20 protein-coding genes are annotated in these 25,735 nt (G+C 50.2%); 9 read left to right on the forward strand and 11 right to left on the reverse strand.

The genetic code is table 11. The features are described from left to right. Nucleotides 1-3 precede the first annotated feature (3 nt). Nucleotides 4-669 (forward strand): metallophosphoesterase, encoded by a 666-nt coding sequence (locus JT719_RS00695; RefSeq protein WP_207430103.1) that lies wholly within the window; start codon nucleotides 4-6, stop codon nucleotides 667-669. 171 nt (nucleotides 670-840) lie between these two features. Further along, the gene (locus JT719_RS00700) at nucleotides 841-1,506 is read left to right on the forward strand and encodes a metallophosphoesterase family protein (RefSeq protein ID WP_207430105.1); all 666 of its coding nucleotides are present in this window, start codon (nucleotides 841-843) and stop codon (nucleotides 1,504-1,506) included. A gap of 50 nt (nucleotides 1,507-1,556) precedes the next feature. On the opposite strand, the gene JT719_RS00705 is transcribed toward JT719_RS00700, so the two are convergent. Both JT719_RS00705 and JT719_RS00710 read right to left on the reverse strand, forming a co-directional pair. Beyond that, nucleotides 1,557-3,065, reverse strand: a complete 1,509-nt coding sequence (locus JT719_RS00705) for a malate:quinone oxidoreductase (RefSeq protein WP_207430107.1) — start codon at nucleotides 3,063-3,065, stop codon at nucleotides 1,557-1,559. 128 nt (nucleotides 3,066-3,193) lie between these two features. Beyond that, nucleotides 3,194-4,555: a T9SS type A sorting domain-containing protein gene (locus JT719_RS00710; RefSeq protein ID WP_207430109.1), complete on the reverse strand. Its 1,362-nt coding sequence runs from the start codon at nucleotides 4,553-4,555 to the stop codon at nucleotides 3,194-3,196. A 478-nt stretch (nucleotides 4,556-5,033) separates the two neighbouring features. Here JT719_RS00710 and JT719_RS00715 point away from each other — a divergent pair, with 478 nt between their 5' ends. Next, entirely contained in the window at nucleotides 5,034-5,387 is a 354-nt protein-coding gene (locus JT719_RS00715) for a hypothetical protein (protein WP_207430111.1), read from the forward strand. 9 nt (nucleotides 5,388-5,396) lie between these two features. Here JT719_RS00715 and JT719_RS00720 read toward each other — a convergent pair whose 3' ends face one another. The 3 genes from JT719_RS00720 to JT719_RS00730 all read right to left on the reverse strand — a co-directional run bounded on the left by JT719_RS00720 (nucleotide 5,397) and on the right by JT719_RS00730 (nucleotide 10,440). Continuing rightward, the gene (locus JT719_RS00720; RefSeq protein ID WP_207430113.1) at nucleotides 5,397-5,858 is read right to left on the reverse strand and encodes an HAD family hydrolase; all 462 of its coding nucleotides are present in this window, start codon (nucleotides 5,856-5,858) and stop codon (nucleotides 5,397-5,399) included. A 103-nt stretch (nucleotides 5,859-5,961) separates the two neighbouring features. Continuing rightward, nucleotides 5,962-6,792 (reverse strand): hypothetical protein, encoded by an 831-nt coding sequence (locus JT719_RS00725; protein ID WP_207430115.1) that lies wholly within the window; start codon nucleotides 6,790-6,792, stop codon nucleotides 5,962-5,964. Nucleotides 6,793-7,074: 282 nt separating this feature from the next. Next, the gene (locus JT719_RS00730) at nucleotides 7,075-10,440 is read right to left on the reverse strand and encodes a UvrD-helicase domain-containing protein (protein WP_207430117.1); all 3,366 of its coding nucleotides are present in this window, start codon (nucleotides 10,438-10,440) and stop codon (nucleotides 7,075-7,077) included. Between the two features lie 803 nt (nucleotides 10,441-11,243). On the opposite strand from JT719_RS00730, the gene JT719_RS00735 reads away from it, so the two are divergent. Continuing rightward, a complete protein-coding gene (locus JT719_RS00735; protein ID WP_207430119.1) occupies nucleotides 11,244-13,121 on the forward strand; it encodes a DEAD/DEAH box helicase in 1,878 nt (625 codons plus the stop codon). 61 nt (nucleotides 13,122-13,182) lie between these two features. Here JT719_RS00735 and JT719_RS00740 read toward each other — a convergent pair whose 3' ends face one another. The 3 genes from JT719_RS00740 to JT719_RS00750 form a co-directional block, all read right to left on the reverse strand. Continuing rightward, entirely contained in the window at nucleotides 13,183-13,548 is a 366-nt protein-coding gene (locus JT719_RS00740) for a hypothetical protein (RefSeq protein ID WP_207430121.1), read from the reverse strand. A gap of 234 nt (nucleotides 13,549-13,782) precedes the next feature. Further along, the gene (locus JT719_RS00745; protein WP_242693034.1) at nucleotides 13,783-15,027 is read right to left on the reverse strand and encodes a BaiN/RdsA family NAD(P)/FAD-dependent oxidoreductase; all 1,245 of its coding nucleotides are present in this window, start codon (nucleotides 15,025-15,027) and stop codon (nucleotides 13,783-13,785) included. Nucleotides 15,028-15,082: 55 nt separating this feature from the next. Next, the gene (locus JT719_RS00750) at nucleotides 15,083-15,910 is read right to left on the reverse strand and encodes an SDR family oxidoreductase (protein ID WP_207430123.1); all 828 of its coding nucleotides are present in this window, start codon (nucleotides 15,908-15,910) and stop codon (nucleotides 15,083-15,085) included. Between the two features lie 66 nt (nucleotides 15,911-15,976). On the opposite strand from JT719_RS00750, the gene JT719_RS00755 reads away from it, so the two are divergent. Beyond that, a complete protein-coding gene (locus JT719_RS00755) occupies nucleotides 15,977-17,473 on the forward strand; it encodes a phytoene desaturase family protein (protein ID WP_207430125.1) in 1,497 nt (498 codons plus the stop codon). Here the strand turns inward: JT719_RS00755 and JT719_RS00760 are convergent. Continuing rightward, entirely contained in the window at nucleotides 17,462-19,429 is a 1,968-nt protein-coding gene (locus JT719_RS00760) for a tetratricopeptide repeat-containing sensor histidine kinase (RefSeq protein ID WP_207430127.1), read from the reverse strand. The two genes, JT719_RS00755 and JT719_RS00760, sit on opposite strands and share 12 nt — an antisense overlap. Before the next feature lie 212 nt (nucleotides 19,430-19,641). On the opposite strand from JT719_RS00760, the gene JT719_RS00765 reads away from it, so the two are divergent. Further along, nucleotides 19,642-20,532: an SDR family oxidoreductase gene (locus JT719_RS00765; protein WP_207430129.1), complete on the forward strand. Its 891-nt coding sequence runs from the start codon at nucleotides 19,642-19,644 to the stop codon at nucleotides 20,530-20,532. A gap of 3 nt (nucleotides 20,533-20,535) precedes the next feature. Then, a complete protein-coding gene (locus tag JT719_RS00770; protein ID WP_207430131.1) occupies nucleotides 20,536-20,997 on the forward strand; it encodes a type II toxin-antitoxin system RatA family toxin in 462 nt (153 codons plus the stop codon). Nucleotides 20,998-21,051: 54 nt separating this feature from the next. Here the strand turns inward: JT719_RS00770 and JT719_RS00775 are convergent, their stop codons facing one another. Together JT719_RS00775 and JT719_RS00780 are read right to left on the reverse strand one after the other, a co-directional pair. Continuing rightward, nucleotides 21,052-23,325, reverse strand: coding sequence for a S46 family peptidase (locus tag JT719_RS00775; protein ID WP_207430133.1), 2,274 nt, complete (start codon nucleotides 23,323-23,325; stop codon nucleotides 21,052-21,054). 221 nt (nucleotides 23,326-23,546) lie between these two features. Further along, the gene (locus JT719_RS00780; RefSeq protein WP_242693035.1) at nucleotides 23,547-23,984 is read right to left on the reverse strand and encodes a YkvA family protein; all 438 of its coding nucleotides are present in this window, start codon (nucleotides 23,982-23,984) and stop codon (nucleotides 23,547-23,549) included. A gap of 420 nt (nucleotides 23,985-24,404) precedes the next feature. Between JT719_RS00780 and JT719_RS00785 the strand changes: the two genes are divergently transcribed. Next, nucleotides 24,405-25,085 carry a hypothetical protein gene (locus JT719_RS00785; protein WP_207430137.1) on the forward strand — a complete coding sequence of 227 codons (681 nt, stop codon included), beginning with the start codon at nucleotides 24,405-24,407 and terminating at the stop codon, nucleotides 25,083-25,085. A gap of 84 nt (nucleotides 25,086-25,169) precedes the next feature. Further along, nucleotides 25,170-25,694, forward strand: coding sequence for a DinB family protein (locus JT719_RS00790; RefSeq protein WP_242693036.1), 525 nt, complete (start codon nucleotides 25,170-25,172; stop codon nucleotides 25,692-25,694). Nucleotides 25,695-25,735 lie beyond the last annotated feature (41 nt).

Genomic DNA, 25,735 nt, shown 5'->3' on the forward strand with positions numbered 1-25,735 from the left:
CCCATGAGCCGCTACGCCATCTCAGATATTCACGGGTGCCTTAAAACTTTCCGGCATATGGTGGAGGAGGTAATCCGTTTGCAGCCCGATGACGAACTGTACCTGCTGGGCGACTACATAGACCGTGGGCCCGACTCTAAAGGAGTGTTGGATTTCATCCTGGATTTAAGACAAAGAGGTTTTAACCTTAGGGCGCTGTACGGCAACCATGAAGACATGCTCATGGCCGCGAAAGCCGATCCTGAAAGTCTTATCCTATGGCTTGTGAACGGAGGCGATGCCGCCCTGGAGAGTTTCAAGGCGGCAGACCTAGACCAGATTGAAGATAAGTACTGGGAGTTCATCAGTGAACTGGAGTTCTACATTGAACTGGAAGACTACATTCTGGTACACGCCGGGTTTAACTTCGCCGCCCCAGATCCCTTCACTGACACTGAAAGCATGATCTGGATCAGAGACTTTGACCTTGACGAAAGCGTTTTAGGCAACCGGAGCCTGGTGCACGGGCATACGCCTACGCCCCTGGATGAAATCTACAGCTCGCTCCAAGGGGAAGGAATAAAAGACATTAACATTGATGGAGGTTGTGTTTTCAAACAGCGGTTAGGGTACCTCACCGCTCTTAACCTAGATACCCTGGAACTGCACACCCTCCGGAACATGGAGTAGCAGCTTTCTTGAAATACTTCTGCAAACTAACCTTGGGGTTGATTTTAGGCTGTTTTTCAGAAATCACCCCAAAAATGGTAGGAGAAAAAAGAGAATCAATTAACTTCCATCAGCTATTCAGATCCATATTCACCCAAGCCGTATAAGGCGCTTTTAAGCTAAGATCCATACATGAGTCGCTACGCCATTTCAGACATTCACGGGTGCCTTAAAACCTTCAGATACATGGTAGAAGAGGTAATCAAGCTAAAGTACCGCGACAGGCTTTACCTGCTGGGCGATTATATTGACCGGGGCCCCGATTCTAAAGGCGTGCTGGACTACATCATGAAACTTAAGAAAGACAGTTACCGGGTGTATACCCTGTGCGGAAACCATGAGGACATGATGATGAAGGCCCGAGACAACTCTATTTACCATACTTCCTGGATGTTCAACGGAGGCAAAGAAGCCCTCAAAAGCTTTAGGGCAGAGACCATCAAAGACGTGCGGTTCACTTACTGGGACTTTATGGAAGAACTGGAGCCCTTTATAGAACTGGACGATTACCTGCTGGTGCACGCCGGCTTTAACTTTGCCGCCCCAGACCCGGCCGCAGATAGGCACACGCTTATGTGGTCGCGCACGTTTGAAGTTGACAAGAGCAAGTTGGGGAGGCGCAAGATTGTGCACGGGCATACCCCCATTCCGCTGGAGCGCATGAGGGCTGCCATCAAAGACCCTACTGCCTTGGTGATCAACATTGACGGCGGTTGCGTCTTCAAGGATAAGTTTGGTTACCTCACCGCTTTGAATCTAGACACCCTGGAGTTGCATACCGTCAAGTACATGGAGTAGCAACAGCCACAAAAAAGCCCCAGAATTACTTCTGAGGCTTTTTTTATAGGCTAGCGTTGCACCGGATGCGGCTCGTGCAATTGCAGCACGCGGCCGGTATAGGCCCGGGTTTCTTCGCAGAGTTGCGGGTTCTTGGCTAGTGACAAACCGTAAGACGGGATCATTTCCTTGATCTTGTTCTGCCACTCTGAGGTAGCCGCCTTTTCTGGGAAGCACTTATGGATGAGGCCTACCATGATGGATACCGCGGTTGAGGCACCAGGAGATGCTCCAAGCAAGGCGGCAATGGTACCATCGGCGGAGCTTACCACTTCGGTTCCAAACTCCAGCACACCCCCGCGTTTAGGGTCTTTCTTGATCACCTGTACACGCTGACCGGCAATCTCCAGCTCCCAATCCTCGGCACGGGCTGTAGGCACGTACTCGCGCAAGGCGGCCATACGGTCTTCCGGCGACTGCAATACCTGGTTGATGAGGTACTTGGTCAACGGAATATTGGTGTACCCGGCGGCCAGCATAGGGCGCAGGTTGTTTACCTTAATGGATAAAGGCAGGTCAAAGAAAGAACCTTTTTTCAGGAATTTAGTCGTAAAACCCGCATAAGGCCCAAACAGAAGCGCTTTCTCTCCGTTGATCACGCGCGTATCAAGGTGCGGTACCGACATGGGCGGCGAACCTACAGCAGCTTTTCCGTACACCTTGGCTTGGTGCCGCGCGATTACGTCTGGGTTGGTGCACTTCAACCACTGACCACTTACCGGGAAACCGCCAAAGCCTTTGCCTTCTGGTATTCCAGAGGCCAGCAACAGGGGCAAGGAGCCTCCACCGGCGCCAATGAAAACAAACTTGGTACGGGCGGTGCGCTTCTGACCAGTGGTTATGTTTTTCACCCGAACGCGCCATAAGCCATCGGCTTTGCGGCGGAAAGAGCGTACCTCATGATTCAGGTGCATTTCCACGCCGCCCATTTTTTTGAGGTAATCAAACAAGTGGCGCGTAAGGCAACCGAAGTTCACATCGGTACCTACTTCCATGCGGGTGGCGGCCACTTTGCACTGGTCATCGCGGCCTTCCATGATCAGAGGCATCCATTGGGTGAGTTGGTCCACGTCTTCTGAATACTCCATGCCCTGGAAGAGCGGGGAGTTGGTCATGGCCTTGTAGCGCTTCTGCAGGAAGTTCACGTTTTTATCGCCCCACACAAAGCTCATGTGCGGTACGCTGCGGATGAAGTCCTTAGGATCTTTAATGATGCCTCTTTCTACCAAAAACGCCCAAAACTGGCGCGACTGCTCAAACCACTCGGCAATGACATCGGCTTTGGAAATATCAATGGAACCGTCTGGTTTCTCTGGGGTATAGTTCAGTTCGCAAAAGGCAGAGTGGCCGGTACCGGCATTGTTCCAGGCATCGGAACTCTCGGCGGCCACTTCATCCAAGCGCTCATATATCTCAATGGTTAGATCTGGTTGCAGCTGCTTCAGCATCACGCCTAAGGTGGCGCTCATGATACCTGCACCTATCAGCACAACATCAGGTTCAGTTACTATTTTGTCCATGATTTACTTTTAGATACTTCCTAGAGTACGAATAAACCAACAGAAAGTGTTTTGCCCAAATTCCAAGAATATTTAATGAAAAAAGCCAATGGCGGTGCATTGGCTTTTTTGGGGCTTTTTTCTTCTTTTTAGCTGTTTTTCACCAGTTTATGCACCGATACCTCATTTCCCTGGTATACTCGCAGAAAGTAGATACCTGCGGGCATGTTTTGCAGGTTCTCCAGGGAAATGGTTTGCTCTCCCAGCTGGCCCTGTACCGCTTTGGTTTGAAGTACGTTTCCTGCCAGATCCACCAGGTTCACCCGTATCTCGGCTGCCTGGGCCTGGGTTACCTGCAACGAAACCATGCCCTGGAACGGGTTAGGGAAGGCAGTAGTCTTCAATGTGGTTTTGGCGGCGGCAGACTGGTTTTTAACCGCTACTACTTTTGAGTATTCTGTGGTGCCGTCATAATCAACCTGCTTAAGGCGGTAATAAGAAACCCCGCCTACTGGTTGAGCATCCTGGAACGTGTAATTCAGGAGTACATTGCTGTTGCCCGCCCCGGCAACTGACTGCACAGGAGTGAAGTTCTTGCCATCTGTGCTGCGCTCCACAACAAATTCTTTGTTGTCTTTCTCTGAAGCGGTAGCCCAGGTAAGCTGTACCTGTCCGGTGGTTTTTACTTTCGCTTCAAAGGAGGTCAAGGAAACAGGCAGGGTGATAGGCGATAATTCATAGCTTTCCACGGCAAGCATACCCGCGCTTTGGTTTCCTTTTTTCACGGTCATAAAGCCACCTTTACGGTTTGGCTTTACGGTAACCATGTTGGTGCCTTGCCCTTTGATGATCTCCCAGCCGGCAGGAGCAGACCATTCATAGGCAAAGGTATTGTCACCGGTGGCTGGTACAGTGTACACCGCGGTGCTGTTCAGTTCAATCATTGACGGACCATTGATGACCAGTACCTCTGGCTGGCAAGATTGGGCTTTAAAGGACACCAAGCCCACGGTAGTAGAGGCTTTGGCTTCTACCCGGATGGTGGTCATTTTGGAAAATTCAGCCCAGGAAAGGGTATAAGAGAAACTCTCAGAAACTCCGTTCTTGAACCCCTCTGCGTTGATTGCCTCAAATTTCAGGGCATAGAATGGGGTATTAGTGCCATTCTCGGTGGAGTAGGAGAATTTGGTATTAGTATGCTTTGGATTAGTGGCTTTGGCCCCGGCTGGTAGTTCAAAAGCTACGTGGCTCAAGGCTCTGTTCCCGTTGGTTTGTAGTGTAAAAGTCAGGGTAACGGTGTTGTTGCTGTTTTTAGAAAAATTGACGTAGGTGATGTCAAAGTCCTGGCTGGTACGTTCGCAATCTAACGTAATGGTTTGCCCAAATGCAGAAGAACTAACCAGAACCGAAATCAGGAACAAAAAGGTTAAATGAAGAACGATCCGGTTAGCACCTTGGGTGAATTGTTGGTAGATTGGAAAAGTGCAAGTGGCGGGTTGAAAAGTTCTCATTTTTGGTACTCGGTATGCTTTAATCTCTGTGTTGTATGACAATGCAAAGGTAGATGTACCTACATGTATAAATGGGGAGATTCGATAAAGCGAAACTTCTGAGGGACGAACAGGTGCCAAAAGGGGAGGAACGAACCCTATTAAACCGTGAATTCGGGATTTTGCCCGATGAATGGTAGGAGAAAAGGTGGTGATATTCTAATACGTCCGGAGAAGCTATTCACACTTAGAAGCCAATTACCAGGAAAATGGAGTTGGTGCTTTTCTTAGCCAAAGCCAAAAACTCAGTGAAAGGTCAAAAGGAATATGCCTGCGATATATGAACCAATACGCGGGTTGTTAAAGCCATCCATTCGGTAGATAGGCCTTGGTGCTTAGATTAGGGTTTCTAAGTCGGCTTAATTATTGTGCACTCCACTAATAATAGAAGTCTCTATTTTCTTCTCTGGTTTTTTGGACCACTTAAATTAACAGCCCTATGAAAAAGATATTGTCTGCTCTGCTGCTCACCGGCCTGATCTGTATTACCACTTATGCCCAGGATTTACCTACCCAAAACTCACCGGTGAAGCGAACCGAAGAGTATTGCGATGTTACTATCATTGACAGAATGGGCCATAAAGTTGCCATCAGCATTGATTATGGGCAAGACCCCAAGATTGCCCGTGAAAGTGTGAAGGATGATAAGGGCAAGCCTATGCTTTTTAACTCACCCATTGAGGTGCTGCATTACATGAATGCCCAGGGGTGGGAACTGGTAGAAAGATACATGGACCCCACTCAGAGGGTTGATAACCGACATTACCTGCTGAAGCGGAAAGTGGAGAGATAAGGAAGTAAATTACTTCCTTGAGGTGAAAGCAGATTGCAGGGTGATGAGCAGGGTTTGGGTCCAGTTTTCGTCTTTTTCCTCAATAATGATGGTTCTGAAGCCAAACCGCTGTCCTTCCATTTCTACTCCTCTGGAATCATCCACGTGCACATCAATGCCAAAGGCGGGAGGATATTTGGAATACCTTGTGCCCTCTGCCAGTAACGTACGGTCATGGCGCCGCTGGTTAACGATGCCGTCAATCCAGATACCATAAGATAGAAAAAGCCACCTGATGTAACTGGCCGATCGGAAAGAAGTGGTATACACGAAGACCTGATGCCCCTCCGCTTTCAGTCTCTTCATCAACGGCACCGTGCCTAACCTGATTTTCTCCATGCCAAACGCTTTTTGGAGTAGGTTCTGCTTCTCAGCAGGAAAGCGCTTGGTGCCGGGAATCAGAGTATCATCCAGATCAAAGGAGATGGTCATGCAGAAATGGGTTGTTTCAGGCCTGTTTTCCTAAAATTAGGTAGAAAACAGTGAAACTTCATAAGCGTTTATAGCAATGCAGATTGATACTAGTGAAAAGTGCCTATTGTTTACTTAATTCCTCTACGGCCTGTCTGGGGCTGGGAAAGTGCGTTCCTACTCTTGGATCCATGATGTTCCCGCCAAATCCTTCAGATTTCTCAGAGAGCTTTCCTTTCATGCTCAAAAGTTTCTGTTGGTGTTCCGTATCACCAGTAGCCCAAAGCGCTTTAATGGCAATGACTTTTGTAAAGTTGTCTTTGTCTTTCTGAGAAATAAATTGAAGCAGGTAAGTTGCTACTTCTTTAGAGTTGTTATTCCCAAGTAATCGCAAGGCAGAAACAGTTGAATGGAAGTTATCGGTCTCCACGAACTTTTTCAGGGTGGAAAGTTCTACTTTTCGGTTCAACAAATAAGCGGTTTCCAGGGCGGCATGCTGAAGGAAGAATGTAGCAATTTCATTTTCCCCAAAGCCTGCGGGTGCCTTGGATAAATTAGCATTAATGAAATTAACTACTGCTGACTCATTGTATTTGCCTGTTTTAAAGAAGCTCCAGATCTCCGTGAAAGTTTGCTCATATATTTCCTGGGGCAACAAAGCTTGGTGGTAACTGTGACGGTAGGTAGCAGATACGTTGCCATCTTCAACCTTGGCGTAACCAGAAGTAGGGGTAGGTAAACTGTAGCCGCCTTTTTCATTCTTCTTTAGGAAGAGGTAATACAGATTGTCTTTCTCAAAAGGCAGATGCAGGCCATGCCCCGAGGAACTGGTTAAATCCAGCATGTAAAACCCATTGATATCAATTTTTCCCGAAAGATTGCTCTCCCCAAAGCTTTTGAGTATTTCTACCTCTGCTACTGGCGTGTCTTCTTCGGTCAGAGCTTTGACTAACACGAAAAAGTCAGCCTTTTGCAGGATTTCTTTCTGCCAAGGTTCGTCCCACGTCTCAGCAACTGCCGAAAGCTGAAAGCAAAAGATAAAAACAAGCAGAGGGAGTAGTCTTCTCAAGAACATCATTATATTCAATTATTTTAATGAATATAATGATAGAAAAGTAAAGTATAAACTTTTATTGAGTAAACTGATGGGTTGCCAGAAGTGAATATTTCAGTTGCTGAGTGTTTTTAGCTCATTTTCACTAAAACAGGTTAAAACACCCAGCACCTATTTTGGTGGCTAATTTATTGTCTCACCAACATACTCCCACTCCTCCACGCGTTCCTCTTCAAAATAGTACACCACGCACGTAATCTTGCTGAATACCAGCTCCCGGAACAGCGCGGCATAGGAGTTCAGGTTATCCCGGTATTCTTCCTTGGCAGGAGGGAGTTTGAAGTCAATCAGCGTCACGTCGCCGGTTCCCCCGAATACGATTCGGTCTGGTTTGTAGCGGTTGGTACGCACGTCCAGCACCTCGCGCTCGTTCTCCACGGTCACGGCACTGCTGAAGTAGCGCTGCATCTGCGGGTGGTGGAGTACATGGTCTACCATCTCTTTTAAGATGGGCAGTTCGCGCTGCGAGATGATGCCTTGGTGCACCAATTGCCGGAGGGCTTTGGGCGCTTCCTCGGCGTAGGTGATGCGGGCGAGGGCGTAATGTAGTTTGCGGTTCCAGCGGCGGTGTTCCTGCTGAGTCTCAAAATCGAAGACGTTGTTGGCGTGCTGCTTCAGTTTCAGGTTCTGGGCCCAGTCCGCTGAGGTGAATTTGTCCAGTACGTAGATATCCTCTGTGATAGCTTTATGGCTCACCGCCTGTGGTGCGCCTTTGGCCAGTTGGTAGCAAAACTGTCCTTCTTGCCAGAGTTCTTTGCTCTCCAGGTAGCGGTACAGCCAGTAGCTCACGTTTTTCTGGGAATTGGCTTTTTTGAAATCCTGCGCCTTACCGATGAGGTACAAACGGTCCACGGGGCGGGTGAGGGCCACGTACAGCATGTTCAGGTTCTCAATAAAGGTCTTCTCCAGTTTCTGGGCGTATTGCTCGTGCAGGGCGGTCTGCTCCAGCTTTTTGTTCAACGTGACTACTGCCGTGCGCAGTTTTCCGCCCGCGGCCACACTCTCCGGCAGTGTGCCCCAGAGCAACGACGAAGTCTGCGGTTCCAGGCTCCAGTCGCAGAACGGCACAATCACCACGGGGTAGTCCAGCCCCTTGCTTTTGTGGATGCTGGTGATGGTAATGGCATCCCGATCCTTAGGGGTATTAATGCTTAAGTTCTCCTTATGCAAATCCCAATACTGCAAGAAGTTATTGAGGTTGTTGCTGTACTTGAGCGTGTACTCCAGCACCAGATCCAGGAAGCGGAACAGGTATTCGCATTCGTTGTTCTTGCCTAACAGATCAAACACCCTTATCAGTTTCTCAGTGAGTTCGTAGATAGAGAGGTTCCCCGCATCGCGGTACGCCAGATCAAAACCCTGCTCCTGCAAAAACCTGAAGAACGGATCAATGCTGGGCTCTACCGCCAAGGCGGCTATCTTGCCCGTGGTCGCATTGTCGGGCAGCTCCTGGTGCACCACTTTGTAGACCAGGTACAAGGCCTGGGACCGCGCCAGGCTGTTGGCGGGCTGGTTCAGAATCCGGAAAAAGGCGATGATGAGGTTGATGACCTCGGCAAACTGCAACGAAAGCGAATCCTGCGAGATGATATCGTATTTCTTCTGCTTCAGAAAATTGGCCACCAGCTTGCTGTTGCGGTTGGTGCGGCTCAGGATGGCAATGTCGCGCGGCGCGTAGCCATCTGCCTGGGCCTGCTGTACCATCTGCAACACCAGCTGCAAGGTGCTTTCCTGGTAGGAGAGGAGGTCGTCCTGAACGTAGCCCTCGTAGATTTCCTCTGTCGGGCGGCAGGTGTCTAAATCGAATTGGTAAGGCGGCACCTCATCCTGCGTGAACAGCACTTGTAAGTGAGCCTTCCCGTTTTCTTTGCCTTCTGGCGAATTCTGCTTGAAATCAGCATCGTAGATGGCCTGCAACAGCGGGAACTGCGGATTGGCCTGACTGATGAACTCAAACAACTCATTGTTGAACTGGATGATCTCCGGAGCGCTGCGATAGTTGGTGTTCAGGTTATCCGGGGTGAGGGTCCAGCGCAGGGTGTCATAGCGCGGAGCCACGTTCTCCTCAAAGCGGGAGTTCTGGTACAGGTGGTGCGTCTGGTTGCGGTGCAGGTGCAGGATCTGCTCCATCTCGCCGCCGCGCCAACCGTAGATGGCCTGCTTGGCATCGCCCACCACCATGTTGAAGTTGTCGCTGGCCAGGGCGTTTTCTACCAGCGGCAAGAGGTTGTTCCACTGCAGCACCGAGGTATCCTGAAACTCGTCAATGAGGATGTGCTGGTACCGCTCGCCCAACCGCTCATAGATAAACGGAATGGGCTCCTGCAGCACAATCTCTGTGATGCGCTTGTTAAACTCAGAGATGTGCACCAGGTTCTTGTCCAGCTTAATTTCCTGGATACAGCGGTCCAGCTCACTCAGCACGCTCAACTTATATAGGTGCGGCAGCATGGCTGAGATGAGGATGTGGTTCTGCGTCTCGCGTTCTTTCAGCTCCTCAATGGCGCGGTATATCTGCGCCAGTCGGGGTTTGATCTGGTCCAGCGCTACCTTGGCACCGGTGCTAGCTTTGGCACTCGCCCATTTGTCATCGTTCACCGTTTTGGCGGCGTTGCTGTTGGCGATAGTAATGTCAAAGCCGCTGTTCCATTTTCTAAAATAAGAGTAGATGCCGTTCTTACCGTAAGACATCTCCTCGGGCATAATGCCGTGCCGATCTATCAAGTCAGAGGCCTCCTGCGCCAGCGTCTGTATCTGCTTTTCTACGTCCACCTTTTGGGTGTATAGCTCAGAGCGTATCTTCTTAAAATCTTGCAAGGTAAGCTGGCCAATGTCAAGGAGATGTTCATAGGTCTGCTCATTCAGGAGGTTGCGGGCAAAATCAGCGAGTTCATCGGGCAGCACATTCCAGCTTTTGCCTTCCTCGGCTTTGTCTAGGGCGTACTGTTGCAGGGTTTCGGCCAGCAGGCGGTTCTCTTGTTGGGTATTTACTTTGTTCAAAAGCAGACTTACGGCGGTGCTCAGAAGGGTCTGAGCATCCATGTCCACTTCAAATTTGTGGGGCAGCTTGAGCTCAGTGGTAAAGGCGCTCACTACCCGGTTCACGAACGAGTCAATGGTGCTCACGGCAAACTCAGAGTAGTGGAAAAGCAGATGGTCAAACACTCTGGAAGCCCGTGCCCGCAACTGCTCTTCGGTTAACAGAGGTTGGTCATAGTCTTCTCTAATCTCTTCTAATATGTTAAGTAAAAGCAGGTCGCTCTTTGCTTTCTCCTTCTCAGGGAGGTGACCATCATTGAAACCGCGAAGTGCTTCCACAATGCGCGTCTTCATCTCCTGCGCAGCATCATTGGTGAACGTAATGGCCAGGATGTTCTTGTAGTAAGAGGCGTCTTCGCTCTGGAGCGCCAGTTTCAGGTACTCTTTGGTTAACTGATACGTCTTACCAGATCCGGCAGAGGAGGAGTATATTTTAAAGGAAGCAGGCACTCTCTTTTTAATTAAGAATTGGGAATTAAGAATTAGGAATTCGGCAAGGCCGAAATGCTTTTCTGTTTTTGGGCAGTTTCCACGAAAATAGACAAAAAACAGGAGAGTGGGTGAGCTTAAGGAGTAATCTTGGTTCCCAATGCCCTCAACAAAGCTTCTATCTCTCGGCAGTTACAAACTGCCATCATGGTAGGTCCAAGTCACAGACTTGAACCATGCAAAGGCAATGGCGTGCAGGAGACAAGGCGGTGCCTTGTCTCTACAGGGTTCCACCATCCCACGATTCCATCATCACCATCACCAATTCCGCTACTTTCCCCGATTCCAGTCTTTCGGGCGAGCGCCTTAGCAGGTTCCGGTGCCGACAGGCATTGCGACCGCCAGGGAGCAAAGGAAGCTGGCACAGCGCGAGCGCGGAAGACTGGGCCCCGCGGCCGTGAGCGCATATCGCTACCTATGAAACAACTAAGCTCATGAGTCATTGGATCAGCGGTCAAATCGCCAGCATCAGCAGTAAACTTTAAGCTACTTTAATACTCCAGTCACCATCATTCCGACACCATCCAGAATTATACAATTAATTTACCCATTATTACGTTAGTTACTTTTCTATATTAGGACTCTTCTATAATTTTCCGTACCTTTGTACTACAATACACGCCGAGGCCCCGAGTTGGTCTCATTTTTGGCAAAGGCACTTCTCAAGCAATCCTCTGTGCGGCTTTCTCCGCAACGAAATCTTGATAAATGACGAATACCCTAGGGCAGGTGTATTGTCTTTATATATCATACATACATAATTGATGGAAAGAATTAAATTCCAGGAGCTTCCTCTGTCGGAAGAAATCCAGCGTGCGATCGTGGATTTAGGTTACGAAGAAGCTTCTCCAATCCAGACCGCCGCTATTCCGGTGTTGCTGGAAGGCCGTGATGTGATCGGCCAGGCCCAAACGGGTACCGGTAAAACCGCTGCCTTCTCTATCCCAACCATTGAAGCCATTGACCCCAACAACCGCGACGTGCAGGCGTTGATCCTGTGCCCCACTCGTGAGTTGGCTATTCAGGTGGCTGAAGAGATTCAGAAACTAGTAAAATACAAAAAAGGCATCAGTGTAGTGCCTATCTATGGTGGTCAGCCGTATGAGCGCCAGTTACGCGCCCTTAAACAAGGGGTACAGATCGTGATCGGGACGCCCGGCCGCGTGATGGACCACATTGAGAGAGGAACCCTCCAACTGGAGAACACGAAGAAAATTATCCTGGATGAAGCCGACGAAATGTTGGACATGGGCTTCAGAGAGGACATTGAGTTCGTGCTGAGCCACATGCCGGAAGACAGACAAACCATCTTCTTCTCGGCTACCATGAGCAAGCCCATCATGGAGCTGACGCGCAAGTACCAGACCAATCCTGAGATTGTGAAGGTAACGCAGCAGCAGTTGACCGTGACCAACATTGAGCAGATCTACTTTGAGGTACGCAGCTCAGGCAAGATGGAAGTGACCACCCGCCTGATTGACATGTACAATTTTAAAGTGGTGATCATCTTCTGTAACACCAAACGCATGGTAGACGAGCTGGTGAGCAACCTGCAAGCCCGCGGTTACTTTGCCGATGGTCTGCACGGTGACCTGAACCAGAACCAGCGGAACAACGTGATGAACAAGTTCAAAGCCGGTACCCTGGAGATCCTGGTAGCCACTGACGTAGCCGCCCGCGGGATTGACGTGGACAACGTGGAAGCCGTGATCAACTATGATCTGCCACAGGACGAAGAAAACTACGTACACCGCATCGGCCGTACCGGTCGGGCTGGTAAGTCTGGTAAAGCGTTCTCGTTTGTAGCTGGTAGAGACTTATATAAACTTCGTGACATTGAGCGCTTCACCAAGGCCAAGATCGTTCGTCAGAACGTGCCTACCTATGAAGACGTGGCCGAAGTACGCACTACCCTGGTATTAGATCAGGTGAAAGAAGTAATCCAAAAAGGTGGTTTGTCTAAGCACATCTTGAAGATTGAGCGTCTGGTAGACCAGGATTTCACTACCATTGACATTGCTGCGGCTTTGTTGAAACTGGTGATGAAAGACACCAAAAACAAAGAGAAGAGCGCCGAAGCCGCTGAAGGCAAAGGTGGCCCTAAAGCAGGTTTTGACCGTCTTTTCGTGACTTTAGGCAAAAAAGACCGTCTGCACCCGAAAGACCTGGTTGACATCATGACCGACTACACCAGCATTCCGGCGGGTAAAGTGGGAGACATTGATCTCTATGACAGATTTAGCTTTGTGGAAGTACCTACTGAGTACACTGCTGAGATCCTGGACCGCTTAGCGGTTACTGAGATCAACGGCATGACCGTGAAGTTCCAGAAAGCTGAGAAGAAGTCACTAGACCCAGCAAACGGTGGCCGTGAACTGGATGAACTGGAAGAGCGCCCACGCAAGAAGTTCTATGAAGGAGCTTTCAACCGTGGTGGTGGTGCCGGTGGCGACAGAGGTCGTGGCAGCCGCAGCGGCGGTTACGGAGACCGTGACCGTGGTGGCGACAGAGGTGGACGTTCTTTCGGGGACAGAGACCGGGGCGGCGACCGTGGAGGCAGAAGCTTCGGCGGCGGACGTGGTGACCGTGACAGAAACAGCGGTGGCGGTGGCTTCCGGGAAAGAAAAAGAAGAGATTTCTAAAATATTTTTCAGAAAAACGTAACCCTGCTCCTGAAGTCCCCGTTTAAATGAGGGACAGAGCTTAAAAGTTAATAAAGGGTTTAGTATCTGTTTTAAAAAAATCGCGGTCCAGAAGAGACTGCGATTTTTTTTGGTACCTACTCCATCCGATTCCCACCTGATTTTTGAAAAGTAGCCTAAATACATAATTGGCTTTTACTGCTTGATTTCTTAAAGAAAGCTTAAAAACAGGTTTGGCTTTTATGGCAGTTATCGGATTTTCATCCTTATTCTTGCCTCCAAACATTAGTGAAAGTCGGGAAGTTAACCTTGGCATAGTAAGCCATGATTGAAGATTGCTGGCGCGAGCGTCCTGCTCGTGTCCGCACGCATGGCTGAGTTTGATTTGCCTTACTTTTTTGAACTTTGTTTTCTGGCTTCTTCCCATTGCTTAACAACCCATCATCCTGTCATCTTGGAAAGATCTTGTGGGCGGACTAGAAAAGCTTTGAAAAAACGAATATGCCGTTCGTGCCCAAGATCCTTTCAGGATAACAAAAAAGAGAAAGTGTAAAATATCTACAGGAATGCTTGCGGACACGAGCGGGACGCTCGCGCCAGCGGTGGGAGCCAGAAATGGGTAATTGCGTTTCTATTAAATAGAGGGAAAAATATCCTGACTTTACTCGGCCATGGCTTTCCCGGCCAGGTAACCGCCCGTCCAGGCGGCCTGGAAGTTGAAACCACCGGTAATGCCGTCAATGTCTACCACTTCACCCGCGAAGAACAAACCAGGAACCAAACGGCTTTCCATGCGCTCCAACTGCAGCTCGTCTAATTTTATACCGCCGCAGGTGACAAATTCTTCCTTGAAGGTGGTTTTGCCTTTCACCTCAAACGGGGTCCTGATAAGCAGCTCAATTAATTTGTTCTGGGCTTTGCCGGCTAACTCGGCCCACTTAACTCCATCAGGCACTTCGGCCAGTTCGCAGAGGCGCTGCCAGAGCCGGTTGGGCAATTGGAAGAGAGGATTGGTGAAGACGGTTTTGCGCGGCGAGGTTTGCCTTGTTTGCATGAGTTGCTGACGAACCTGTTCCTCGGAGGTATCAGGTACCCAGTTCACTAAAGCAGTGCCCGTATAATTTAACCCGAACATCAGCTTGGCACCCCAGGCAGAGAAACGCAGCACAGCCGGACCGCTTAATCCCCAGTGCGTGATGAGTAAGGGGCCTTCGGTTTCTAGTTTCTGGCCCGTCAGTTTCACCCTGGCTTTGGGCACGGCTACGCCTTGCAGGTCTTTAAAAGGAGAGTGGGGGACATTCAGGGTGAAAAGGGAAGGGATTGGGTCCTCCAGGGTATGGCCTAATTGCTTCAGCCAATGATAACTCTCGGTTTTGGGATTGCCACCGGTAGCCACCAGCACCTTTGACGCAGAAAGTTTGTCTCCGTTGGTTAAGGTTAAGACAAATCGCTCATCGGTTCCGTCCTGAACGGTGATCTGGTTTACTCCCAGGCTGGTTCTTATTTCCACGCCCGCTTTTCTGGCCGCCTGCATCAGGCAGTCAATTATGGTTTCAGAGGAGTTTGACTGCGGGAACATACGGCCATCGGCTTCGGTCTTAAGTTTGACGCCCCTTTTCTCAAACCATTCCACCGTATCCTGCGCCCCGAAAAGCGGCAACAGTTTCTTCAACGCTTTTTGTCCTCTGGGATAGTTCTGAGCGAAAGCCGATGCCTGGAAGCAGGCGTGCGTTACGTTGCAGCGTCCGCCGCCCGAAACACGAACCTTAGAAAGCAGTTTAGAGGTTTTTTCCAGTAGAAGAACCTTTTTACCGGGGTTAGCCTCCGCGCAGGTAATTGCCCCAAAAAATCCGGCCGCCCCACCACCAATTACCACTACCGTTTCTCTCTTCTGATTTCCCATCATTTTACAAAAATACGCAAAAAACAGCAGCCTTCCTTTGGCTCACTGCCTAGATAGCCTAAAACTCAGGAGCAGAAAGACACACTAGAGGGTCAGGGAACCGGAAAGTAAAACCCAGTTCCTGCCGCAGGAAATCACTGTTGATGCGCTTAAAGGTGAGTTCTCCTTGCTCCTGGAATTGGGGTGGGGTAAGCTCTAATAATTGGGCGGCTTTGGTATAGAATTCCTTTCGGGAGGGATGATTTGGGGCGCAGGCGTTGAAGACAAATCCCCATTTCTCCTGTTCCAGAATCTGGGTGATGACCTGCACTGCATCGGTCAGGTGAATCATGTTGACGGGGGCCTCGGGCTGAGGTACATCAGTCTTCCCCGCCAGAAAACGGCCGGGTTTTCGGTTGCCGCCCATCAACCCCCCAAACCGAACGATGGTGGACGCATCGGGAAAAGTCTGCTGGACTAAGAACTCACAGCGGAGCAATAACGAAGACGCCTCTGCAGCAGGGATAGCATCTTCTTCGGTCACGTCACGGTTCAGGTCTGGGTAAACCGAGGTGGACGAGACAAACACCGCATTTTTCAGGCGAGCAGGGGCTGCTTCAAGTACTTTCTGAAGAACTTCCTCATAAGAGTTTGTGTCTGTGGAGGATCTGGAAGGAGGAAGATTGAATAGGAGCACCTCCGCGTCTAAGAACTCTTGCAGCTTTGATTCTGACCTGTTTTCGGGGAAAGAGATCAGAAACGGTTCAATTCCCTTTTCCTGCAGCAGAGGTAGTTTGCCGGGAGTAGTGGTGGAGCCTTTCACCCGGTAGCCTAGCCGCACCAATTCCTCAGCCAGCGGCAAACCCAGCCAGCCGCAGCCCATTACGCTTATCGTTTTAGTACCCATGCCGCAAAGAACGCCCTAAAAGAAGTGAGCCGCAACAAAAGCCCCTTGAAATGGTTCAAGCAGTACATGGAAACACAGAAGGTACAGGTAGCCGTCATCGGGTCTGGGTTTGGGGGATTAACAGCAGCCTCTTTGCTGGCCAAGACGGGTTTACAGATGGCGGTGCTGGAACAGAACAACTACCCAGGCGGATGCGCTTCTTCTTACAAACGTAAGGGCTATTGGTTTGAAACCGGGGCTACCACTCTGGTGGGGTTGGATGAGGAAATGCCCTTGCACTACCTGCTGGAGCAAACCGGTATTCAACTGCCCCTTCTACACCTGGACACACCCATGCAGGTGCGGCTCTCAGACGGGACGCTTCTCACCCGCTATCCTGATCTGGAAGACTGGATACGGGAAGCGGAACGGGTGTTTGGTGGGCAGGGGCAACGACCATTCTGGGAAACCTGTTTCCAGATCAGCCAAAAGGTGTGGCGCACGTCTCTGAAGCAACTAAGCTTTCCGTTCGGTTCTTTGGGTGACCTGTGGCAAGCGGCCACCGCTGTGCGCTGGGAACAGCTTGGGCTAGTACCTAAGGCTTTCCAGACGGTAAAGGATCTTCTGGCGCAGCATGGTTTACTGCACAATAAGCGTTTTGTGTCCTTTGTAGACCAGCAACTCCTGATTACGGCGCAGAATCACCACCAGGAAGTCAATGTTTTGTTCGGGGCTACTGCGCTTTGTTACACGCTGTATGGAAACTATTATGTGCTGGGTGGTTTGCGGAAGCTGAGCGAAAGCCTGGTGGAGTACCTAGAGCAACACCACGGGCAGATGCTGTACCGCCGGTTTGTGAAACAGATCACCCCTGCAGAAAGCGGTAATTACCTCATTGACACCGAAAAAGGATTAGTAGAGGCGGAGTTCGTAGTTTGTGGCTTACCTCTGAACAATGTGCACCAATTGTTTCAAAGCACGGATACTAAGAAGAAGCTGGAAAGGTACCTCTTGCCTCCCGAGGACGTGAACGGTGCCCTTACCTGGGGCCTGGTTTTTGAACGTTCTTCTTCAACACCCCAAGTGCTGCACCATCAGATCCATGTTCCGGGTAAAGTGCCTTTCATTGGAAGCGAGAGTATCTTTGTTAGCCTGAGTCACCCGCAGGACCATCAACGAGCGGCTCCTGACATGTGTGTGGCCTCGGTGAGTACCCACGTAGCCCGGCCCAAAGAACAATGGATTGAGGAAAAGAAAGAGCTGGAGCAATGGGTAGTGCAGTTTCTGGCTTCTCAGGGCTTCTTTCTGGAAGATCAGGTGAAATTTGTGCAGGCTGCCACACCCGGAGCCTGGATTGAATGGACCGGCAGGGAATGGGGGCAGGTGGGCGGCTATCCGCAATACCAGGGCATTAAACCGTGGCAGATGAAAGATGCCCGTTTAGACGGGCACAAAGCCTACCTGTGTGGTGATACGGTGTATCCCGGCCAGGGAATTCCGGGAGTGTGCCTGAGCGGGATCATTGCCGCCCATAAACTCCTGAGAGATCACTTCAAAGAGAAAGTAAACGTACTACACCAATGATTCTTTTTCAGGGGAATAAGCTCGGGTTGATTCAGGTACATGGTAGCTAGGCACCGAGAAGTGGAACTGGGTTCCTACTCCAACTTCGCTGTCTACCCATATATCACCGCCGTTTTTCTCAATAAACTCTTTGCAGAGCATCAGGCCAAGCCCGTTGCCTTTCTCATTGGCCGTGCCTTTTTCCTTGAAGTTATTTGGCCCGAACAGTTTCAGTTGGTTCTGCGGGCTGATGCCCACTCCGCAGTCTTTCACCGTCACCACCAATTGGTCATCGTCAAAGGGTTCAGCCAGTACATACACCACGTCACCTTCATTGCAGAATTTGATGGCATTGGAAAGCAGGTTCCGGAAAACCAGTTTAATGGTTTCGCCGTCCACCAGGGCACACAGGTCCTCCGACACGTTGTTCTCCAGGATGATCCCTTTCTTGCGGGCCTGAGGCATCAGCAGATTGAAATTCACTTCTACCAGATCGCGTAAGAGGTGGGGCTCAGGTTCCAGTTTCACGCCTTTCATCTGGATTTTAGCCCAAACCAGCAGATTGTCTAACAAGCTTAAGGTGTTCTGCTGCTGCGTATCCAGTTCTTTCACAAACCTTTCCAGTTTCTCCTGCGGAACTTTACCCATAGCCAGAAGCTGGAGCAAAGACTGCAACGAGATCAATGGGCTTCTCAGATCATGCGCAATAATGGAGAACAGCAGGTCTTTCTGGTGGTTGAGTTTCTCCAGTTCCTCCTTCTGGTCCTGAATGTCCTCGTTCTTCTCCAGAATCACCTGATTGTATTCAGACAATTGTTCATGGGCCAGTTTGGCGCGCCGCCGACCTTTGAAGAAAACATAGGCCAGCACCAAAGCCATAAACAGCAAGATACCCGTAGCATATTGAATGAGTTCTTTTTGCCACAGTTTCTCTTTTTGCAGTTCTTTCTCTACCCGCAGCCGGTGGTTTTCGGCTTCTTTTTTTTCTAACTCATATTTAGCGTGCATCTCGGCCTGAGCCTCGGCTTGCTGGCGGTTCTGCAGGCTGTCTTTGTAAGCCGTATGCAGCATGAGGTATTTATGCGCCAGCTGGTAGTTCTTCTGAGCCAGGTAGATTTCATTCAACTGCATGGAGGCTTCTTTCACACCCTCCGGTGACGGCACCTTAAGCGAGATCCGGAGGCTTTGCAAGGCCAGCTGGGCCGCCTTAGCGTATTCCTTGTCTTTTAGATGGATGTTGGCGAGCGCCCGGTAAATGTAAATCTTGTTGATCTCGTTTCTGATCTCTTCACTGGTAGAAAGGGCCCGGTGCAGGTAAGTCAAGGCTTTCTGTTTCTGACCCAGCAGAAAATAGACGTTTCCAATGTTCAGGTCGTTGAGGGCCTGGTCATACTGGTCGTTTTCGTTTTTGGTCAGCTCCCGTACCTGCAGATAGTAGTTCAGGGCTTTCTCGGGCTGGTTCATCAACTCATAGGTAGCGCCAAGGTTGTTAAGCGAGGTACTGATGGTCTTTTTGCGTTTGATCTTCTGCCCAATGGCCAGTGCTTTCTGGAAGAAGGAAATAGACTGCGCAAAGTTCTCCTGGCCCCGGTGGATGTTGCCCAACGCATTGTAGCTGGAGGCCATCCCGATGGAATCATGCAGCTCCTCGCGTATCTTCAGGGCTTTGTAGGTATAGGCAGACGCTTCGGTCAGGTTATTGAGCCAGTAGTGCCCTATGCTGATGTTGTTATACGCCGCACCCAGTTGTTTCCGGTCATTGATTCTGACAGCTACCTGGGCGGCTTTTTGCCCGTACAACACTGCCTGCTTAGGATCCACCTCACGGTAATATTCACTGATGAGGTTATACAGCTCTACCTGCCTGTGGGGAGAGGTGGCCCGTTTGAGCTCCTGCATTAACACCACAGGGGAGCGTCCGAAGAGGGGGAAGGCTGCCAGACTGAAGTAGAGAAACAGAAAAAATAGCTTTTTCATACAGTCAAGATTGGCAAAAAACTCTCACGGGGGCTACGGGGTCAGATTAGCGAAATCAGGCGATTTCCGGAATACCTACTTGTAGGTATTTTGCTGGGCGTTTTTGCTTTTTCTTATTCAATTTTAGATAAACACCTAAATATATTGTTTTTCTGCCTTTTTCTAAAAAATAAGCTAGAAACCCTATCTTTCAGGCAAAGAAAACCCATACTATGCCACACTATTCAGAACCCATGCTGCGCGACGGCGCCCTGAACGGAAGAACCATCATCATAACCGGGGGCGGAACCGGCTTAGGCAAATCCATGGGCCTGTACTTCCTGCAACTTGGGGCCAATCTGGTCATCACCAGCCGCAAGATGGAGGTTCTGGAGAAAACGGCCCAGGAAATGGCGGAGCAGACAGGCGGTCAGGTACTGCCCGTTGCCTGTGATGTGCGCAAACCCTTGGAGGTAGAGGCCATGGTGCAAGCAACCCTGGAAAGGTTTGGAGCCGTGCACGGCCTGGTGAACAACGCGGCCGGAAATTTCATCAGCCCCACCGAGCGGCTTTCGCCCAAAGCGTTTGACGTGATCGTGGATATCGTCCTGAAAGGCAGCTACAACTGTACGCTTACCTTAGGGAAACAATGGATTGATAACCAGCAGCCCGGCACCATCCTGAACATTGTGACCACCTACGCCTGGACCGGTTCTGGCTACGTGGTGCCTTCTGCTACGGCTAAAGCGGGGGTACTGGCCATGACGCGTTCTCTGGCTTCTGAATGGGCCAAATACGGCATCAGGTCCAACGCCATTGCCCCGGGACCGTTCCCCACCGAGGGTGCCTGGAGCCGGTTGTTCCCGGAAAATCTGGCTAAGAAACTGGACCCTTTGAACCGCATTCCGGTGAAGCGCTACGGGGAGCATCAGGAACTGGCCAATCTGGCGGCTTACCTTATCTCAGACTATTCGGCTTACGTGAACGGCGAGGTCATTACCATAGACGGCGGTGAGTGGCTTTACGGCGGCGGCGAATTCAATTACCTGGACCAGGTGCCGCACGAGATGTGGGATTCCATTGAGCAAGCGGTGCGGGGTAAGGGCAAAGACAAAAAAGAATAGCCTATGCCAACGCTGGAAGGCTCTTTACTGGTGAAAGGCACCCCCGAGGACCTGTTCTGGTTCTCCCAGGATTATACCCAACGGCTGCACTGGGACAACTACCTGGCAGTAGCCCGGCTGGAACATGGCGCCACGCAGGCAGCCAAAGGAGTGGAGGCCTACTGTGAGAGCAAGAAAGGCATAGGCATGACCGTTCGCTACATCAGTTTTCATCCGCCCACGCAGGTAGCCATGGAGATGACGCAGGGCCCCTGGGTATTCCAGAAGTTCTCCGGGAGTTGGCGGTTTAAGGCTGAAGAAAAGGAACTTACCCGGGTTTACTTCCGGTACAACTTTCAGGTAAAGTTTGGGAAAGTAGGCGCTTTGGTGCTTACTCCTATCATCCGTTGGTTGCTGCAGGCGGATATCTCCAACCGGCTCAGGTACTTCAAGGATGCCGTAGAAACAGGTAGGATCAAGGCATAAAAAAAGCCCGGAGCGTTTCCGGACCTTTTTCTTTAAAACAGGACTAAAACAGCCTTAGTCTGCTTTCACTTCCATTTTAGCTTTGTTTTTCTTCACCTTCACTTCTGCTTTCTTCACGTTAGTGGCAGGAGTAGCCGCTTGCTGCGGACCGTTGTTCACCAGGGTCATCTCCTTCACCAGGTGACCGGCCCCGGCAAATTTGTCTACGATAAACAGGAAATAGCGGGAATCCATGCTGATGTTGCGTACGCGCTCCGGGTCATACATGATGTCTGACATGGTGCCTTCCCAGTTGCGGTCAAAGTTGGTCCCGATGAGTTCGCCGCGGGCGTTGATCACCGGCGAGCCGGAGTTACCACCCGTAGTGTGGTTAGATGCGATAAAGGCCACCGGCATGGTACCGTTTACCCCGTAAGGTCCGTAGTCCTTTTTCAGGTACAGTTCCTTCAGTTTGGCCGGCACCTTGTAGTCAGGTATGGTGGGGTCTTCCTTCTCCATGATGCCTTCCAGGGTGGTGTAGTAGTCATAAGTCACGCCATCGGCGGGTTTGTAGGTGTCTACCTGGCCGTAGGAAACGCGTAAGGTAAGATTAGCGTCTGGATAGAACTTGCGGTCTTTCTGCATCTCGCGCAGGCCTTGCAGGTAGGTGCGGTTCAGCAAGGTGTTCTGGTCGTTCAGAGACGTGTACACCGGCAGCACCTGATGGCGGTAGGTGTTCATAAAGCTCTGCATCAAGGTCACGGCAGGGTCAGTCAGTAATTTTACTTTTAGCGCTGCCGGTGCCAGTTTCAGCAAAGCCTGTACTTTCTCTTCAGACACCAGGTTGGAGTTGGCGTACACCTCTTCGGCATAGGCTTTCCAGCTGAAGTTCTTGTCTTTGGTTACCCGCGCAAAGGCAGCCGGGTGGAATTTAGGGTCTACGTCTTTATAGTACATCTCCAGCAAAGCGGCAAAGACCTTCTTATCGGTGGCCAGGTTGTAGTTCTTGAAGAAACCCGGGGCAGCGGCGCTCAGTTTTTTAACCTGGGCCTGAATGTCGGCTTGGTTCTGCTGCGTTTCGGTGCCTTTCTGCAGGAGTTCAGACAGCGCCATATAGTTTTGGGCTTGGTTTAGCAATTCCACGCCTAAAACAGCTTCCATGTAGTAATCGCGGGCCAGGGTGATGCCGTTGGCCAACTGCCCATAGTTCTGCTCAAATTGGGGCATTACCTGTCCGTAGAGGCTCTTACGGCCGGTTTCCTGCGCCACCCAGGCGGCAAACTGTCTTTCCTGTTCCTGCTTTTTGGTGATGGCATCTAACTTGCGGAGGCCGCGCATCTCACCAATCCATTTCTTGTGGGCGTTGCTCACGCTGGCGTACTTGGCCGCATACTGGATGCGCACTTTCGGGTCGGCTTTCATGTCCTGGTCAAGCAGGTTCAGGCGCATGGTTCTGATTTTCACCTTGGCGGGGTCTGAAATCTCGGCAATCTCGCGTACGGCTTGCGAGGGCAGATACTCAGTGGTGCGGCCCGGAAACCCGAACACCATGGTGAAATCGCCCTGGTTAATGCCCGATAAGGAGATTGGCAGGTGGTGTTTAGGGGTGTAGGGCTTGTTGTTAGGAGAGTAGTCGGCGGGTTTGTTGTCCGGGCCGGCGTAGATACGGAACAAAGAGAAATCTCCCGTGTGGCGCGGCCACATCCAGTTATCAGTATCGCCCCCAAACTTCCCGATGCTTTCCGGCGGAGCGCCTACCAGGCGGATGTCTCTGAAGGTTTCGGTCACGTACATGTAGTACTCGTTGCCGTAGAAGAACGGGCGGATGATGGCGCCGTAGTGCGTACCGGCGGTGGCCTGCGCCTGTACCTTCTTGATGTTGGCCTGCACGCGGCTTTCGCGTTCCGCCTCCGGTAATCCAGCCGGAATATCGCCCAGAATCTGCTTGGTCACGTCTTCCATGCGCACAATGAAGGTGGCGGTCAACCCCGGATTGGGTTTCTCCTGCTCACGGGTCATGGCCCAGAAGCCGTTGGTGAGCAGATCGTTCTCTACGGAGCTGTGGGACTGGATCTGGCCGTAGCCACAGTGGTGGTTGGTGAGCAGCAAGCCTTGATTGGAGATGATCTCGCCGGTGCAGCCCGCCCCAAACTGCACTATGGCATCTTTCAGACTAGATTTATTGACACTGTAAATGTCTTCGGCGGAGAGGCGCATCCCTTTTTTCTGCATGTCGGCTTCGTTGAGCTGCTTGAGCAGCATCGGAAGCCACATGCCCTCATCGGCTGAGGCTTTGAAAGAACTGATGGCCAGCAACACCCAAAGACAGAGTTGTTTGCTGTTAAACATATGTTCGTTTTGGTTTGTGAATCCCAAAAGTACAAATTTATGGTATTCAGTATCACGTATATGGTAGCAGGTAGCAAGACACAGGGCACGTAAGGGCGCAAACTGATCCCGTACTAACAAAAAATGAACCGCTGGGTTTCGGGGCTGTTTTTCTGTAAACAGGCCCGAAACCCAGCGGTTCTCTTAAGTCGTGCTACTTACTAGGTGCTAGGGGATTCGCCTCACGAATGGCCCACCGCCACTGAGGATTCTTCCCACACCTGGAACTTGTGGAGTTCTTCCTGGAAGGCATTGATGAACCAGGCCATCAGGCTGAGGTCATCGGCGAAGCCAAGAATAGGAATAAAGTCCGGAACTATGTCCAGGGGAGTAACAATGTAGAGCAGTACCGCTATGCCTAGCAGCATAGATTTGGTATTGACCTGGCGGTAGGTGCCGTTGTAATACGCCTTCACCAGTCTGATGAACCGGAACATGATATCTTTCAATTGGTCCAGTCCGCTTTCGCTGCTGTTGGCATCCTGTAACTTTTCATAGGCGGTGGTGAGCAGCAAACCAATTTTGACTGGTTTTTTCATGAGCCCCGAGGCTTTGGAGATCATGAAATTGAAGAACGCGTTCTTTGAGATGTTTAATCCTTTATCTGCAAGTGAGCTCATATGCTTGGTACGTTTAGTCCGTGATTCATGCAGCATATACGTTTCCTGAGTACTTGCGGATAAGCCCTTCTTTGTTTTTGCCCTGTTTTCTGAAATAGAGGTTGTAAACACATTAATAGTGCTATTGGAATATATTAAAATTATATATTAACTTGAAAAGGATTTTAAATTATATCTAAACCAAAGAAAACGAGTAAGCCACCAAGCTTTAAGACTCTTACACGCATTATTTTGATAAGTGATTATGTGTTAATGCTTTCAGCTTGTTTGTTTGATCTGTTCCTTTTAATCAGAACATTCCATTCATAAACCGTTAAAATTTATTCTTCAGGCTCTTCTATGAAAAAACTGTTACTCCTGATTGTTTTTTTGTGCTCGTGTTTTTCTGGTTTCTGTCAAAAAATCAATGTAGAATCCTACGTGATAGGATTAGTAGATGATTACCAGGGCCGGAAATGGATTAAAGATGATCCTAATGAAAGTACTTTCATTGATAAGTTCCATGCCACCGAAAACATCCTGTACACGTACCTGGATCTGCTTATCAAGGAAGAAAACAGGCGCTCCTATGACAAAGTGCAAACCACTTTCGTGAAATGGGAAAAGCCCAACTGTTTTTACTGCCACGAGTTTAAGCGGCTGCTGTCTACCCGGCTTTCTGAGAAGGTGAATGAAGCCTATGAGTTCAAGTGGAACAAAGAAACCGACCCCAAAGGAAACAAGGTTTACGTAGGAACCTTAAAGCCCAAGGTATTTAAGGAAGACGTAGAAAAGTACTCGTTCATAGCCGGGGCCTATGTGCGCTACGGCTCCAGAGAGGAAGAACTTTACACCATCAAGTTCACCAACTCGCTCAGTAAGTTTGACGCCGTATTGCGCGAACTGAAAGCAATACGCTGTGAAATAGAGAAAGTAGACGTATCAGACGGTGCTTCTGTGGTGCAGCAGATTTCTTTCAAACCCAGCAAAGAGCTGAAAGTGTACCTTGACAAACAGGAGAAACTGCGGTTAGACATTCTGGCCAAAAAAGACAAGTTCTCTAAAGAAAAGGAAACCGAGAACAAGTCCTATGACCTGTTCACTACCTCCCAGGACAAATAAGAAGCTATAGTTTCTCCGCAACAGTGGCATTTGCATTTGAGCGAAGCGCTTGCGTACTTGGTCCCCGCAACAGTTTGTATCCTTATGATTCCAAAGCCCCAACCCGGAGAGTACCATGAGTATTACCAGAAGTACATCCAAGGTATCTCTGACCAGGCCGATGTCCTGGATGTACTGCACCAGCAGCGGTATGATGTAGCCCAGCTTTTTGGGAGGGTAAGCGAAGCAGAAGCTAATTTTGCCTATGCCCCCGGCAAGTGGTCCATCAAGCAACTGCTGGGGCACATGAACGATACCGAGCGCATCATGACCTACCGGGCCCTGTGTATTGCCAGAGGCGAGCAGAGCCCATTGCCGGGCTTTGATGAAAACGAATACGTAACCAACGCCGGCTTTGAGGAACGCACCCTGGCGGGGCTTCTGCAGGAGCACCAGGTGGTAAGAGAGGCCACCATTGCGCTGTTTGATACCTTGCCTGCCGCTGCCTACCCAAGAGTAGGGAACGCTAACGGAAGCCCCATCTCCGTGGCAGCCCTGGCCTTTATCATTGCTGGCCATGAACGGCACCACCTCAATATCTTGAAGGAACGGTACCTGGTTAAGCTTTGATTTAGTTGCTGGATGTATGATTGTTGATTGCTAGTTGCTAA

Origin of the sequence: Sabulibacter ruber (assembly GCF_017355955.1) — a bacterium.
Taxonomy (GTDB): domain Bacteria; phylum Bacteroidota; class Bacteroidia; order Cytophagales; family Hymenobacteraceae; genus Nibribacter; species Nibribacter ruber_A.

Bases quoted from the DNA above. Each gene is read 5' to 3' on its own strand.
- JT719_RS00760 (WP_207430127.1), bottom strand. From the start codon at position 19,429: ATGAAAAAGCTATTTTTTCTGTTTCTCTACTTCAGTCTGGCAGCCTTC.
- JT719_RS00765 (WP_207430129.1), top strand. From the start codon at position 19,642: ATGCCACACTATTCAGAACCCATGCTGCGCGACGGCGCCCTGAACGGA.
- JT719_RS00745 (WP_242693034.1), bottom strand. From the start codon at position 15,027: ATGATGGGAAATCAGAAGAGAGAAACGGTAGTGGTAATTGGTGGTGGG.
- JT719_RS00750 (WP_207430123.1), bottom strand. From the start codon at position 15,910: ATGGGTACTAAAACGATAAGCGTAATGGGCTGCGGCTGGCTGGGTTTG.
- JT719_RS00755 (WP_207430125.1), top strand. From the start codon at position 15,977: ATGGAAACACAGAAGGTACAGGTAGCCGTCATCGGGTCTGGGTTTGGG.
- JT719_RS00790 (WP_242693036.1), top strand. From the start codon at position 25,170: ATGATTCCAAAGCCCCAACCCGGAGAGTACCATGAGTATTACCAGAAG.
- JT719_RS00775 (WP_207430133.1), bottom strand. From the start codon at position 23,325: ATGTTTAACAGCAAACAACTCTGTCTTTGGGTGTTGCTGGCCATCAGT.
- JT719_RS00735 (WP_207430119.1), top strand. From the start codon at position 11,244: ATGGAAAGAATTAAATTCCAGGAGCTTCCTCTGTCGGAAGAAATCCAG.
- JT719_RS00705 (WP_207430107.1), bottom strand. From the start codon at position 3,065: ATGGACAAAATAGTAACTGAACCTGATGTTGTGCTGATAGGTGCAGGT.
- JT719_RS00740 (WP_207430121.1), bottom strand. From the start codon at position 13,548: ATGGGAAGAAGCCAGAAAACAAAGTTCAAAAAAGTAAGGCAAATCAAA.
- JT719_RS00700 (WP_207430105.1), top strand. From the start codon at position 841: ATGAGTCGCTACGCCATTTCAGACATTCACGGGTGCCTTAAAACCTTC.
- JT719_RS00770 (WP_207430131.1), top strand. From the start codon at position 20,536: ATGCCAACGCTGGAAGGCTCTTTACTGGTGAAAGGCACCCCCGAGGAC.
- JT719_RS00720 (WP_207430113.1), bottom strand. From the start codon at position 5,858: ATGACCATCTCCTTTGATCTGGATGATACTCTGATTCCCGGCACCAAG.
- JT719_RS00710 (WP_207430109.1), bottom strand. From the start codon at position 4,555: ATGAGAACTTTTCAACCCGCCACTTGCACTTTTCCAATCTACCAACAA.
- JT719_RS00695 (WP_207430103.1), top strand. From the start codon at position 4: ATGAGCCGCTACGCCATCTCAGATATTCACGGGTGCCTTAAAACTTTC.
- JT719_RS00780 (WP_242693035.1), bottom strand. From the start codon at position 23,984: ATGAGCTCACTTGCAGATAAAGGATTAAACATCTCAAAGAACGCGTTC.
- JT719_RS00715 (WP_207430111.1), top strand. From the start codon at position 5,034: ATGAAAAAGATATTGTCTGCTCTGCTGCTCACCGGCCTGATCTGTATT.